Source organism: Methylophilus medardicus (assembly GCF_006363955.1).
Lineage (GTDB): Bacteria > Pseudomonadota > Gammaproteobacteria > Burkholderiales > Methylophilaceae > Methylophilus > Methylophilus medardensis.
Genome location: NZ_CP040948.1, coordinates 95531 through 109882, shown reverse-complemented (window position 1 = coordinate 109882; position 14352 = coordinate 95531). Strand labels below are relative to the sequence as shown.

Genomic DNA, 14352 nt, shown 5'->3' with positions numbered 1-14352 from the left:
AGGGGTGCGTAATGAGCTTGGCGGTCTTGTATAGCCGTGCATTGAGTGGGATGGACGCCCCCGAGGTGGTGGTTGAAGTGCATTTGGCAAACGGCTTGCCGAGTTTTACCATCGTCGGCTTGCCTGAAACCGAGGTCAAAGAAAGCAAGGACCGGGTGCGGGCGGCGATACAAACCGCACAGTTCGAATTTCCGGCTCGCCGCATCACGGTCAACCTAGCGCCAGCAGATTTACCCAAAGAAGGCGGCCGTTACGATCTCCCCATTGCACTCGGCATTCTGGCGGCCTCAGGCCAGCTTCCCAAACAAAAGCTCGCCCATTATGTGATCGCCGGGGAACTGGCATTGACCGGCGAATTGCGACCAATTCGTGGCGCATTGGCCATGACTTATCAACTCCTACAAGACCCTGCGCGCGCACGTGCAGCCATACTGCCCCAAGAGAGTGCATATGAAGCCAGTTTGGTGGAAGGCTGCACGATTTACGCTGCGAACAGCTTGCTTGAGGTATGCGCTCACTTATCCGATAAGGCCCACCTAACCAATCATCCATTGGTCATCCCAACAGAAAACGTCAATCTGCCGGACTTTCAAGAGGTCAGCGGCCAGCGTCGTGCCAAACGCGCACTTGAAATCGCTGCTGCGGGGCAACACAGCTTGCTCATGAGCGGGCCACCAGGCACGGGCAAGAGCATGCTGGCACAACGCTTTGTCAGTATCCTACCCGCGATGACTACGCAAGAGGCCCTCGAGAGCGCTGCGATTCTGTCTCTTACTGGGCAATTTCCAGCAAGCCAGTGGAAGAAACGCCCCTTTCGCGCGCCACATCATACCGCCTCAGCAGTTGCGCTGGTGGGTGGCGGCAGCGTGCCGCGGCCCGGTGAAATCAGCTTGGCTCACCACGGCGTGTTGTTTTTGGACGAATTACCTGAGTTTGACCGCAAAGTATTGGAGGTGCTACGCGAGCCACTCGAAAACGGCAGTATTACGATTTCGCGCGCAGCCAGGCAAGCCACTTTTCCGGCACAGTTTCAATTGATCGCCGCGATGAACCCTTGCCCCTGTGGCTATTATGGCCACTACAATCAGCGCTGCCGTTGCACGCCTGAACAAATTCTTAGATATAAGCATAAATTGTCTGGTCCGCTACTTGATCGCATCGATATGAATATTGAGGTGCCGGCCCTGAAGCCCGAAGAATTAAGCCAGCAACAACCCAGCGAAAGCAGCGCAGACATGCGCGCACGCGTGCAAAGCGCGAGAGAACGGCAACTGGAGCGGCAACATAAGCCGAATGCCATGCTGGGGCCTTTGGAAATTACGACCACGTGTCAACTTGGCGAACAAGCCAGCCAACTGCTGCAAACTGCGATGCACAAGTTTTCACTGTCGGCGCGTAGCTATCATCGTATCCTCAAAGTCGCCAGAACAATTGCCGATTTGGCGGATGTGCCGGAGATCAGTGAGACACACATCGCAGAAGCGTTACAATATCGACGACACGATTATTGAAAGGCTTGTGCCATGCAGTTATATGATGTGAGTATTGCGCCGTTAATCCGCAACCTGCAAAACCTGAAACATATATTGCAACAAGGCGAAGCATACGCTGCGCAAAAAAAGGTGGCGCCTGAGGTTTTGTTAACTAGTCGCCTGTTTGTCGATATGTATTCACTCACCAAACAAGTGCAACTGGTCAGTGACATGAGTAAAGGGGCTGGCGCAAGACTGGCTGGCTTAGAAATGCCAGCGTATGCCGATGATGAAACCAGTTTTGACATGCTGTACGCCAGAATCGATAAAACAATTGATTTTTTAGCGCAGATTGCACCGCACCAGCTCGAAGGTGCCGCGACTAAAGAAGTGACTTTGACGATTCGAAAAGTGGATTTGACCTTTAGCGGCTTGGATTATCTAGAAAAATGGGTAATGCCGAACGCCTACTTTCACACCACCACGGCTTACAACATCCTACGCCACTTAGGCGTACCATTAGGCAAGACCGACTATCTGGGCCAAAAACGCTAAAGCACTACTTTGATTTACGCCAATAACTGATCGCCGTTGGCGCCATCGCGAGCATGCCCTGCCTACGCAATGTTTCATAGGCCTCGGCTTCTGAAATGGCTTGTTCGCCCGCCATTTTTTGCGCCTGCTTGGTGGCTTCAGCAACCCATGCGGGATTTTCCTGATAGCCCCGATCTTGCATACAACGCTCTAAAACGCGCGCCTGTCTGGCCGCTTTCTCTAGCTTTTGAAACGGCAACACTTCTGGCAACGCTGACGCCGCTTTACTGGCAATCAAATCACATTGATTGATGGTTTGTGCAACCACACTCTGAGCACGCTCAGGCTCCACGGTAGTCAATGACTGCCAATACCAAAAGCCTGCATATACCAACAACAACAGCGCTAACCCCCACCACACGCGGGACAATTTCATAGAGTTTCCTAAGCTTTAAGGGACGTTATTTTTGGTGCTTTGACTGTCTTCAATGACCAGAAGTTTGTCATCTAAATTGCATATTGACTTCATTAAAGCGTCATACAGACAAATTAACATTCTTTTAACCTAAAGAGTGGAGCAAATATGTCGTTACTACAATCGTACACACACCAATTTAAAGGAAGCATCATGAGTGAATGGCAAGATGAACCACTGACCTATACCGCCAGCGTGCCTGAGCTGATGACTGCACAAGACATCATGTATCTGGCTGAGGATATTGTGGCAGACAATAATATTCAAGCGATTTACAAACCTGCTGAACTCTCTCTCGAAGTGGTGTAATTTTTTCATCCTTGCGAGCGTCTCTGTTTCAACCGCTTTGACCCCGTTCACATCTACCGCGCTGATTAGGCAAGGCTAGACCGCTGGACACTGGTTCAGTGTTTGCCTAAAATCGATGCTCAACCATAGCAAAGAGCGGAGGCAACCATGTTTTTAGGCGCGGTAGGCATTTATACTCTCATTGGTATTGTGGTGGCGATTTGTCTGATCTTGTATGCGTTTGCAAAACAAGTGAAGTAAAGTCGTTAAATATTAAAAAAGCCCCGATTGGGGCTTTTTTAATGCTTGAGTTTTACTGTATCAACTCATGCCAGCTTTGTTTGGTGCCATAACTGCCATTGGTTTTCTGCTTGAATATTTCGGTGGATTTAACCGACCCAGACAGGCCAAATATCTGATCGTCCAAACTCAGTTGTTGTGGGGTCGGATCGTTACTGCCCGTGACCACCACGTGCGGCACCCCATTGCCGTCATAGACAATGTTATAACCCACGGCAGGGGTGGTCATGCGCTCAGATACAATCCCACTGGTCAATAATGAGCCGCCTTTTTTGTAATTAAAGAAATTAAACCAGCCATAGCCTGCACCGCTACATGCCTCACTGCTTGGCACCATGGTCGGCATCATGAGCGCACCATTGAGCAGCATGGGATCTAGATTCACCCGCTCCCCTGCCGGAAAATCCAGTACCCAGCCATAGCCTGTATCGAAGTTCACCGTCGCACTGCTGGTGACGCGTCGATCGCCGCTGATGGTCTGCAGCACGAGCTGGCTGCGCCCGATCGCAGTCGTCTGTCCATTATCTTTAAAGGTGTAAGCCGAATTGAGTGGCATATTAGTTAAATCTGCCGGCTCGAGAAATTTACCCGTGCCCACCATGACAACCACATTTCTATCCACTTTGCCCAACTCTGGTTGCGTAGTCACTTTTTGTGGGTTACTGCTGCCATCCCGCAAGGTTGCGATTTTAGTCACTGCATTGGTGTTGATATTAAAGCGCCAAATATTGCCATTCAGGTCGCCGCCATAGACATTTAATGCTGTGTTATTTTCAAACATTTGATCAGCATAGCCGGATATTTTGGCCAGACCACTCGGATTACCGGCACTGCCCTCCCCGGTCGAGAGCGTTTTCAATAATGCTCCGCTATTGGCATCTAATACATATAAATAGCCGCCACCATCGCCGCTCGGGCTATTGTTCACAAACGTACCATCATTCAATTTGCGGGCATAGCTACCGTTGTTATAACCGGATGTCACCACCACCACCCAGCGACCATCTTGCATTTTAGTCACCACCGGGTTGCCAAAGGTATACCCCAAGTTGCTATTGGTGCCAGAAGGTTGTGCATAAAATTCCCACAACAATACGGGGGAGGTCGGCGTTGTCACGTCAAGCGCAAAGTAACCACGACCGCCGCCATTCAAACCAGACACCAATATCGTCCGCCATACCGCATTGCTGCCGGTACACCCAGAGATACACACATCCGCGACCACTGGGCTACCATTGACATAGTTGGTGTGATAATTGGAGCCATATTCTTTATCGGCCAAGTTCGCCAGGTTTGCGATCACCGGCGTAGGGATAAACGCCCACATCTCATTGCCGTTGGTCGCATTAAATGCGTGCAACATGCCATCATTGGCACCGACATACACGGCTGGGGTGCGGTTAGCTGTAGAAGCCTTATAAACTTTATAGTTCGCATCCAGATAGCCCGCGTTCGAGGTTTTAAAGTAGGCTGGCCGTGACTGCGAAATGTCGCCCAACACTGACTGACGCTCTCGGAACAACCTGTTGTCAGACTGGCTATTTAAACTACTATCTTCATAAGTTTTGTTGCCTCTCAGGTAATCAACCAGTTTGTTGACCTTTGCCGCGTCGGTAATTCTTTTGTCAGATGCTGGCAAGCCCTGCATTTGACTGAGGGCCAGATATCCGTTTGTCAGCGCTGTGACATGTTGTGTTGGCAAATTGCCCGCATCGAAAGACACCAGCGCATTGTTGCTATTGAAGAATATATTTCTGCCAGAGCTTAGCTGGCTTCTTAACTTACCGGTGCAGCTGCTTGCAATCTGCACATAGCAAGAGGTCGGCTCACTAAAATTTAAAGCAGCCCCCAACGCGCCTCTGGCACCATCGCAGCCTGATTGATCCGAATTGGTCGTTTTGCAATACAAATTACCATCTGGGCCGGTGTAAGAAGTTGCGGGGGTGGTACAAGCATCGGCAGCCACATTTTCAACGCACCACACTGCAGACTCTGAGGTTTGCAATGAAGTGGTATTGACGGTACGCGCTTCGAGGTTGCCGGTCCATTTTACCGATTGATAACTGGCAACATACTGAAAGTTATCACCATTGGTCGGTGCCAGACTGCTGGCCGCCGCAGCCGCACTTGCGCCCTGAATCGATTTGATTTCAGACAAGCCTTTGGCTAAAGACTCTCGCAACAGTTTAGGGTTGCTCGCGCTGTAATACGTGCCACCTGCATTCACTGCTGCATGCCATAAGTCATCAATGCGCGTGCCATCCTCATTCGCAGTTGGATCAGGCCAGTTTTTTTGCATTGGATTGGAATTGAGCGCTTTGTAATCGCCAGCCATCTGATTTTTATAATCATCGGTATAGACCAAGGTACCATCAATGCCCAAGCCCAAGGTCATGGTGACCATGTTTTGTTTAGGGTAATCATTGGCTGTGCCGCAGACAGAGGACCCCAAAGTACCTGTGCAATTTGAAAATGTGCTGTCACGCATGTCTGTATCGTAAAAATACTTAGCGGTGTCCGCGAGCGTGTTGGATTTATTACTGCTGTCAAACTGTGGCGGCAGTGTGCTCCCACTATCCTGGTTGCCGATCGCTGTGCCATCAATGCGCGTGGGAGCGCTGGAATCGTTCCAATAGCCATCGGTGGTGAGCAAGGTAAAATTAGACTGACAGGCATATTGCATTGGGTCATCATTGCCCAATGTTTTTTTACCGGCAAAGTGGCGCCCAACGCTAGACAGTGCCGTGCGCAACGGTGTGCCACCACTCGGTGACACCGCAAATAACTTTTGATACCAAGACTGCTTTTGGCTAGCATTATAGGGTGCGATAGCCAGATAGTTGGATCCTGGATTGTTGATCGTTACCAGTCCGACCCGATAACGCGCATCCAAGGCCTTGAACGCTTGGCTGGCAGCCGTTTTCATCGATTGAATCCGAGTACGATAGTAGGCCCACCAATTGGCAAAGTTAGTCATTTCTTCGGTGTAGGTGCAAGCGCTTACACTGATACAATCGGCTCTATCCACAGCTTTTACCGATTTACCGGGTGCAACATACGGTACGTCACTCGCAATGCGCACATAAACCAGACTACCGGGGATATCGCTAGTCGTGTTGGTATTCAACTGCGCGCTAAAATTGCCCCCTGTCATGGTCACCTGAATAGGCGAGGTCGCATTAATTGGCTCCCCCGCAGGTGTGGTAATAGTTAATGTATTACTGCCCGGAGAAGGCACCGTATTCCCGCCAAGGGTACAATTGCCCGACATCGTGCTGGATCGGCAAATCGCGCTACGCACCGCACTGGTGAGGTTATTACTATTATCAAAAGAACCAGCCGATACGGGGGCTGACAAAATCTCCATATTATTGATTTTGATACTTTGCACCTGCGCATTATTGCTCGTTTTATTAAAAGTTAAGGTGTACGTCGCAAACGGTCGACGCAAATTTGTGTAGGTGTTACCCGTATCATTCACCGTAGTGCTGGCATTACGGATTTTCTGACAGCGCCAAGACGCATTGGTAGAAAGATTGCGTCTGTTGGCCGCAGTATTGGAGTTACACCAGCGGATAGGGGCTGGATAAGGATAGGCTGCGCTTTCAGTTTTTGCGATTACACAACTCGTTAAAGCGGGCGTGGAGCAATACTCCCCAGGAATATACGCATAATAGGCTGCTACTGACCGCAAATCGGTGGTGCCATTTTTGGTGGCGCCTTGATCATTCACCTCATTGGCCACTGCCGCAAAATTGGTTTGATTGGCCATGCTGGCCCCGGTTGAGGTCAGCGGCGGGCTGTACTGCACCTCCGGGTTGTAATATTGCGTGTTGTAGTCAGCATTGCTAAACAACCAGTCTGAGGAGGAGTTTGCCCAGTCTGGCGCAAAATCCCAAGCCATACTGCCTGAGTTATCCAGCACAAACATCAAGTTTGGTTTGACATCTGAAGTGCCGGAGGTCTGCAACGGCAAAGTGGCCAAATCCAAAAATTCTGCCTGCAACAACCCAGGCAACAATAACCCCATCCATAACAGCTTTTTAGTCCAAGATTGGCTTGTCATTTTTCCACCTATTTAGTTGGAGACAAAAGATTGCATAAAAGTGATCGTATTTTTCGGCCCGGCAATGCGCAACGTAATACGATACAAAGGAGAATCTGCGCTGGCGATACATTGCTTGAACAACTCGAGATTGTTGACGTTGTGTGAGCAGTTTTCACCGTTACTTGGTGAACTGGCCATCATGCAGCGCGATGCGTCGCTAATGGCATTGCCTGCATTGATTTCAGCATCCGTGTAGCTGCACATGCGCTCGACCACATACCGGATTTCGTTGCCCTGACGATCAATCCCATTTCGAATTTCATCATTGCCATCGGTCTGGGTGGGGGCAAGTCGACTGTTGGCATCGCTCCAGGTCATGGTGGTTAAACGACTACCGTCACACACCAGCGCATTGGGTTGCACGTCAAATTGACTGCAACTGGCGTAATAGCCTTGCGCAGGCTGATGGTTAATGCTCGCGGCCAAGGTGATACTTTTAGCCACATTCTGCGCAATGCCTTCCAACGCCACATTGGTGGCCGTGCTAGCTGACTGCCTAAACACCATATTGCCGGATAACAACGCATTGGTATCGACACTGCGAATTAAAGCCACCCCTGCGATCGACATCACAGCGAGTGCCAACAAGGCAAAAAACAGCACGATGCCCGTCTGGCGCAGCAGCGGTTTGGGTGTGCTTGCAGCGTGTAAAGGGCTATAAGGCATCACGGTTCCAAATAATATTTCTGAGCGGAATAGTGGCTTCAAAGGTGCGGTAACGGTAGCGCTGCCAGTTCGGCACGGCAGATAAATCCACACTGGCAGGATTCGCATCCGCTTGCCAAATGCACACCCTGCTCACCCCAGCAGCGCTGCCATTACAAGCTTGGCTCACGGTGTTTTTTTGCAAATTGCCATCGCGTGCCACCACGGCGATACGAATCGCCCGAATCCGGTTGCGGTCCAGCAACACCATAGCCGGGCCATAAATGCCAGTGGCGTCTACCCATTGATCGACACGATTCAGATAAGCGGCCGCCGTGGCGCCAGTGGCCGTGGGATCTGGGGTATTGGTGACCCCATATTGCGCTTGCAACGACACAATATCACTGGCGACCGGCACGGCTGCACTGTTAGGGAAAGGTGCGGTGCCGGCGGTGCCGCCCGTGCGACTCAGCTCTAATGCAGCATTAACCGTATATTCGTATTGATTCCATGCCCCGAGGCAAGAGAACCGGACCCAATCAGCGCCATTCAGGTTCACCACTGGGTTGGCGGTCGGCGTCGTATTGATCTCGGCGAGTGTATTGATGGTACGGTCCGCATTGAGCGATTGTAGACGGCCCAAACTGCAGCTGGGATTTGCAGGCGTTTGATGAAACAGCACCACATCGTTTGGTTGACACCCAATCAAGCGCCCATCTAAGGCCGGCGCGGTCATCGTACCTGTCGCACGTAAAGAAGCGCCACCGCTGGCTGGGTTACCATAACGGATGCGCACGATGTCATTGCCAGCGCCCCCATCGACCAGCACGACGGGTGACAGATTGATGATCACCCCCGCTTGATTAATGGAGGTGTCGATCGGGCACAACAAAGGTGAAGGATCGCTGCTGTTATACAAAGGCAAGCCGAAGCCGGCATTTTGTGCATCGCGCTGTAAGTAGTACATCGCTAACATACCGCTCGACTGTGCGTCAGCGCCGCCAGCAATCACGCGCTTACGCGCTTCAAAACCACTAAATAAATTACTAATCGCCAACGTAGCAACCAAACCAATTGCCATCCCGACGAGCAACTCGACCAAGCTTAGGCCAGATTGAAAGCGATAACGCGCGATACGCTGAAACATTGGCATAGGCTTCATCATGGCATCACGTCAAACAAATAACTTGATGCATTGACCTGATGGCGGTTGCCACCAGGGACTTGCCAGCCGACTGTCACCGTTACCATGGTGTTCGTCAAAGCTGAAAATGTCAGCGTGCCGTTAGGCAACTGGGTTTTAATTCTTTCTTTGTCTACTTGCGTAATATAATTCGCTGCATCTCCGCCATAGGCCATCATGTTTGCAATATGGGTTTGTGCGATCAGCTGCGCCTCCGCACGGTAGCGGTTATCGCTGCTATTTTTGACCATGGCACTTTGCAAGCCCACCAGCGCCAGCACCCCCATACTAAAAATCACCAGTGCCACCATGGCCTCGATCAACACCGAGCCGTGTTGATGCCCATTGGGTGAGGCCCCACTCCGGGCCACTCTTTGAAGATTTAACATGCTCTTGCATCCCCCGTTGCCGTCACCGTCGGATCACACACTCTGGCATTGCCGCCTGCCGCCAACACAACGCGTAACGCCCTGCGCTCTTCATTTTTGACTTGGCTATTGCTGATATTCACCACGGTCAAGCCAACCGCCGTCGCGGGGTCGCGCGTGCCAAAGCCGCTAAACACCGCCGTGCTGTTATCAGCCGAGACGGTAATATTGGTTGAAGAACCTTCGGTGGCGTTTTTCTGTGTAATGGTCGATGGACAAATACTCGTCACTGTGACGCAACCAATTTGCCAAGCACTATCGCTTTGCAACGTAAATTTCACGCGGGCATTGCGCTTGATGGCTTCCATTCTGGCTTGCTGCAAACCACTGTGGATAGACTCGGCCACTGTACGAATCTGGGCGTTACCGATGCCGGTTTGAAACGCTGGAATAGCCACGCTCGACACCGCGACCAACACGACCATGGTCACGACTAATTCGATTAATGAGAATCCCTTTTGATGCATGAACGCCAATGCTTTAATTAACAAGTGCCAGAAGAGGACGTCAGCCAACAGGTGGCGCCCGTAGTGCCATCAAACGTTGAAGACTTGGCGTTATCCTGATTCACGGTGAAATCAAAATTGCCCATATTCTGCGCTGCGCGACCAGCCGCCCTTAGGGTGTAGGTCGTTGCAGACTGATTTTCCACACTGTAGTCAAAATATTTAGCATCGCTTGGCACACAAGCAAAGCCAACATAGGTAAAGTTATCTTGAAAAAATTGCTCAGCCTGCACGCGGCAATTGGCTAAGTTAGAGGGCGCCTCTATTGAGTTGCCGCTTTTGATGTAATCCTGATACCCGGGCACAGCAATACTGGCCAACAGGCCCATAATCGCCACCACCACCATCACTTCAATCAGATTAAATCCATGTTGATTTGGGCACTTCATGATCAAACCCCTTTTTAGATAGGCTTATCATGCAAACTGTCTCTTGTCATGTCCAGCAGCAACCGACCAGTGGTTGAAATTCGCCGACAAGCGGTGAAGCAATGAAAGGCAGGCGTGCCTAGTCATGAGTCCTCTCGGTTTAATGGTAAAATATGAGTTAATTGATATTGGACTGTGCATGATGCTTTCTTTCTGGATGAGATTACTAGCCGCTGCCCTTTTGGTGGCTCAACTAAGCGCATGCGGTCTCAAGGGAGAGTTGTATATTCCCGAGCGCCAATATCCGCAAACCCCTCAACAAGATAAGTCCTCATCGTGACCACGCCTTCTACACACCCTTTTTCTATCCAACACGACTTGCTACATGCAGAAAATGTCGCTTTGCGTGACATCGCGCGTCAGCATGAAACACCTACTTATGTTTACTCGCGCGCGGCACTCACTCAGGCGTTTGAGCGCTTTCAAGCCGGCTTGATCGGTCAAAACCACCTAATCTGTTTCGCCGTGAAAGCCAACCCTAGCTTGGCCATTTTGAATCTGTTTGCCAGATTAGGCGCCGGCTTCGATATCGTGTCCGGCGGCGAATTGGCGCGGGTATTGGCAGCGGGTGGCGACCCGAAAAAGGTCGTATTTTCTGGCGTGGGTAAATCGCATGCGGAGATTCAGGCAGCGCTCGAAGCAGGGATTTTTTGCTTTAACGTAGAGTCTGCCAATGAGCTAGATCGTATCCAAGAGGTGGCTGCGCGTCTTGGCAAAACAGCCCCAGTGTCGTTGCGCGTCAACCCGAATGTAGACGCCAAAACACACCCCTATATTTCTACCGGCCTCAAAAATAATAAATTTGGCGTCGCATTTGAAGATGCATTGCGCTTATACGAAAAAGCGGCGCAGTTGCCTAATATTGACGTGCATGGCGTGGACTGCCACATCGGCTCACAAATTACCGAGCTTTCACCTTTTCTCGATGCGCTAGACAAAGTACTTGGCTTGGTGGATGCCTTGGCGGCAAAAGGTATTCATATCCAACATATTGATGTGGGCGGTGGCGTCGGCATTACTTATAACGACGAAACGCCGCCAGATTTTGCCGCCTATACTGCAGCCATTTTACAAAAGCTGGCTGGGCGAGACGTCAAAGTGCTATTTGAACCTGGCCGTGCGTTGGTGGGTAACGCGGGGGTTTTACTGACTAAAGTGGAGTATCTCAAGCCTGGCGAAAGCAAAAATTTTGCGATCGTCGACGCGGCGATGAACGACCTGATGCGCCCGGCGCTTTACGATGCATATCACAACATCACCGCCATTGCCCCCTCAACGGCGCAGGCGCAGGTGTATGAAATTGTCGGCCCGGTGTGTGAGAGTGGCGACTTTTTAGGGCACGATCGCAGCTTGGCCATTGCAGAAGGCGATTATTTGGCCATTCACTCCGCCGGGGCCTATGGGATGAGCATGGCTAGCAACTACAACACTCGCGCACGCGCCGCTGAGGTATTGGTCGACGGTGCTGAGGTACATGTCATCCGTGCGCGCGAGCAAATTGCTGACCTGTTTAAACTTGAGCGCACGCTGCCATAACAAGCGACCGCGCCCAACAAAAAACCGAAGCGACAAGCTTCGGTTTTTTTATTGCGCAATCGAGAGATTAATCAAAAATTACGGTTTTGTTCGCATAGAGCAAAATGCGGTGCTCAATATGCCAGCGCACCGCTTTGGATAACACAATCCGCTCAAGGTCACGGCCTTTTTGAATCAAGTCCTCGACTTGGTCGCGGTGTGAAATGCGCGCCAAATCCTGTTCAATAATCGGGCCTTCGTCCAACACTTCAGTCACGTAATGACTGGTCGCACCAATCAGCTTCACACCGCGCTCAAAGGCGCGGTGATAAGGCCGTGCGCCAATAAAAGCCGGCAAGAACGAGTGATGAATATTGATGATTTTTTGTGGATAACGGGCGACAAAGTCGGGCGACAAAATCTGCATGTAACGCGCCAGCACAATCAAATCCACCCCGTATTGATCAAACAGCGCAAACTGCTGGGCTTCAACTGCGGCCTTGGTGTCTTTGCTCATCGGCAGATAATGAAAATCAATGCCGTAAAATGCGGCCAGCTTTTCAGTATCGCGGTGGTTACTGATAATCAACGGAATTTCACAAGCCAATTCGCCACTATGATGCCGGTGCAGCAAATCCACCAAGCAATGATCGTACTGCGACACCATGATGGCCATGCGGATTTTTTGCTCGGACAGTTTGAGTTGCCAAGTCATCTCAAACCGCTGTGCAATCGGCGCAAAGGCTTGCTCAAAGTCTGACACGGCAACGTTAAAATTGCTGAGATCCCACTCCACCCGCATCAAAAACAGATTATTTTCCGCATCCTGATGCTGGTCTGCGTGTAAAATATTGGCATTGTGCTCATACAAAAATTGCGCAATCGCCGCCACAATCCCTTTGGTATCCGGGCAGGTAATCAGCAAAGTAGCAGTGTTTTTCATAACTTGGGCTTTAAACGAGCAACAAAAATACTGATTATACCTGATGCCTGCCAGACCTTGTGGTCGACGGCGCAAATGCCGCTGCCCTTACGGAATTGAATTATGCAAACAACGGATTCACCTGATATTGTCCTGGCAAACCCGCGTGGTTTTTGCGCCGGGGTTGACCGCGCCATTATTATTGTCGAACAAGCGTTAGAAAAATTCGGTGCACCGATTTATGTGCGCAATGAGGTCGTACACAACAAGTTTGTGGTCGGCCAACTCCGAGACAAAGGGGCGATTTTTGTCGATGAACTTGAAAAAATTCCGGCGGGCAGCATCGTGATTTTTAGTGCGCATGGCGTCTCTAAGGCCGTGCGCGCAGAGGCCGAGTCTCGCGGCCTGACTGCGTTTGATGCAACCTGCCCACTGGTGACCAAAGTGCATATTGAAGTCGCTAAAATGCGCAAAGATGGCCTAGAAATCATCATGATCGGCCATAAAGGCCATCCTGAAGTCGAGGGCACTATGGGTCAATCTGAGGCGGGAATGCACCTGGTGGAGACACCAGCAGACGTCAATACACTGCAAGTGGCGGATGCCGACAAACTGGCTTTTGTGACACAAACGACCCTGTCGGTGGATGATGCGACGCAGGTGATCGATGCCCTGAAAGCACGTTTTCCCAATATTAAAGCACCAAAAAGTGACGACATTTGCTATGCCACGCAAAACCGTCAGGATGCGGTCAAAATTATGGCCAAAGACTGTGACCTAGTCATTATTGTCGGCTCGCCGAATAGTTCAAACTCCAATCGCTTGCGTGAAGTTGCTAAAAATCAGGGCGTAGAAGCGTATATGGTAGACAACGCCAGTCATTTAAAAGCCGAGTGGCTGCAAGGCAAAAAAAAGATCGGCATCTCGGCAGGGGCGTCTGCGCCAGAAGTGCTGGTGAAAGAAGTCATTGCAGCCCTGCAAACCATGGGCGCGGCTAAAGTAGAAGAATTACAGGGCGTGGTTGAAAATGTCGTGTTTCAATTACCGAAAAATCTGGTCAACGCTGAGAAACGCAACTAAGAATGCCAGCTGGATGCACGCTGAAAGGGTTCTTGAGCTGAGGCGTCTCCGCTGTAAGCAGGCAAAAAAAACCCAAGCTCGAAAGCTTGGGACAAGCAATATCCTCGGGAAAGGATAATCGGGGATTTGACGCAGTGGTTGTACAACCACCATTTCGATTCATACATTTTGGAGACAGCAAGGTCATGCAACCTGCAAGTCGCATGACTACTCTTTAACTGCATGAATTGTGCCAAGTCCCCGACCTCAGTAACCCATTGATACTTATAAAATTTATTTTCATAATCTTTATTTGTATTTATAAATGGTTGCTTTAAACCACCACTTTGGTTTTTTTAAGCCATTGTAGGTTTGGGCCGACACACATCTGAAAATAGCGGAAACAGCAAAGGGAGTAACAAACATTTTGACTACCCATAATGGCTTCCGACATGCTTTCACGCTATCTAATAGTACGCCTAATATTGA

At 50.4% G+C, this 14352-nt stretch carries 14 protein-coding genes; 6 read left to right on the top strand and 8 right to left on the bottom strand.

Annotated elements, in window-relative coordinates; all coding sequences use genetic code 11:
• Positions 1-11 precede the first annotated feature (11 nt).
• Both FIT99_RS00495 and FIT99_RS00490 read left to right on the top strand, forming a co-directional pair.
• Positions 12-1511 (top strand): YifB family Mg chelatase-like AAA ATPase, encoded by a 1500-nt coding sequence (locus FIT99_RS00495; protein WP_140001932.1) that lies wholly within the window; start codon positions 12-14, stop codon positions 1509-1511.
• 12 nt (positions 1512-1523) lie between these two features.
• On the top strand, positions 1524-2027 hold the full coding sequence (locus FIT99_RS00490) for a DUF1993 domain-containing protein (RefSeq protein ID WP_140001930.1): 504 nt from the start codon (positions 1524-1526) through the stop codon (positions 2025-2027).
• Between the two features lie 4 nt (positions 2028-2031).
• On the opposite strand, the gene FIT99_RS00485 is transcribed toward FIT99_RS00490, so the two are convergent.
• Complete coding sequence (locus FIT99_RS00485) at positions 2032-2442, bottom strand: hypothetical protein (protein ID WP_140001928.1); 411 nt, start codon at positions 2440-2442, stop codon at positions 2032-2034.
• 192 nt (positions 2443-2634) lie between these two features.
• On the opposite strand from FIT99_RS00485, the gene FIT99_RS12355 reads away from it, so the two are divergent.
• On the top strand, positions 2635-2790 hold the full coding sequence (locus FIT99_RS12355) for a hypothetical protein (protein ID WP_189524760.1): 156 nt from the start codon (positions 2635-2637) through the stop codon (positions 2788-2790).
• Between the two features lie 292 nt (positions 2791-3082).
• On the opposite strand, the gene FIT99_RS00480 is transcribed toward FIT99_RS12355, so the two are convergent.
• The 6 genes from FIT99_RS00480 to FIT99_RS00455 are packed head-to-tail and all read right to left on the bottom strand — an operon-like array spanning position 3083 to position 10328.
• The gene (locus FIT99_RS00480; protein WP_140001926.1) at positions 3083-7135 is read right to left on the bottom strand and encodes a pilus assembly protein; all 4053 of its coding nucleotides are present in this window, start codon (positions 7133-7135) and stop codon (positions 3083-3085) included.
• 12 nt (positions 7136-7147) lie between these two features.
• The gene (locus tag FIT99_RS00475; RefSeq protein ID WP_140001924.1) at positions 7148-7843 is read right to left on the bottom strand and encodes a pilus assembly PilX family protein; all 696 of its coding nucleotides are present in this window, start codon (positions 7841-7843) and stop codon (positions 7148-7150) included.
• Positions 7833-8987, bottom strand: coding sequence for a PilW family protein (locus FIT99_RS00470; RefSeq protein ID WP_140001922.1), 1155 nt, complete (start codon positions 8985-8987; stop codon positions 7833-7835). The genes FIT99_RS00475 and FIT99_RS00470 overlap by 11 nt, the downstream gene beginning before the upstream one ends.
• A complete protein-coding gene (locus FIT99_RS00465; RefSeq protein ID WP_140001920.1) occupies positions 8984-9394 on the bottom strand; it encodes a type IV pilus modification PilV family protein in 411 nt (136 codons plus the stop codon). The genes FIT99_RS00470 and FIT99_RS00465 overlap by 4 nt, the downstream gene beginning before the upstream one ends.
• Positions 9388-9900, bottom strand: a complete 513-nt coding sequence (locus FIT99_RS00460; RefSeq protein ID WP_140001918.1) for a GspH/FimT family pseudopilin — start codon at positions 9898-9900, stop codon at positions 9388-9390. The genes FIT99_RS00465 and FIT99_RS00460 overlap by 7 nt, the downstream gene beginning before the upstream one ends.
• Before the next feature lie 17 nt (positions 9901-9917).
• Positions 9918-10328, bottom strand: a complete 411-nt coding sequence (locus FIT99_RS00455; RefSeq protein ID WP_140001916.1) for a type IV pilin protein — start codon at positions 10326-10328, stop codon at positions 9918-9920.
• A 124-nt stretch (positions 10329-10452) separates the two neighbouring features.
• Between FIT99_RS00455 and lptM the strand changes: the two genes are divergently transcribed.
• Positions 10453-10647, top strand: coding sequence for an LPS translocon maturation chaperone LptM (lptM, locus tag FIT99_RS12595; protein WP_140001914.1), 195 nt, complete (start codon positions 10453-10455; stop codon positions 10645-10647).
• Complete coding sequence (gene lysA, locus FIT99_RS00445) at positions 10644-11903, top strand: diaminopimelate decarboxylase (protein WP_189524759.1); 1260 nt, start codon at positions 10644-10646, stop codon at positions 11901-11903. Before lptM ends, lysA begins: the two co-directional genes overlap by 4 nt.
• A gap of 67 nt (positions 11904-11970) precedes the next feature.
• On the opposite strand, the gene purU is transcribed toward lysA, so the two are convergent.
• Complete coding sequence (purU, locus tag FIT99_RS00440) at positions 11971-12825, bottom strand: formyltetrahydrofolate deformylase (RefSeq protein WP_140001912.1); 855 nt, start codon at positions 12823-12825, stop codon at positions 11971-11973.
• A gap of 102 nt (positions 12826-12927) precedes the next feature.
• Here purU and ispH point away from each other — a divergent pair, with 102 nt between their 5' ends.
• Complete coding sequence (gene ispH / locus FIT99_RS00435) at positions 12928-13884, top strand: 4-hydroxy-3-methylbut-2-enyl diphosphate reductase (protein ID WP_140001910.1); 957 nt, start codon at positions 12928-12930, stop codon at positions 13882-13884.
• The last annotated feature ends 468 nt before the right edge of the window (positions 13885-14352 follow it).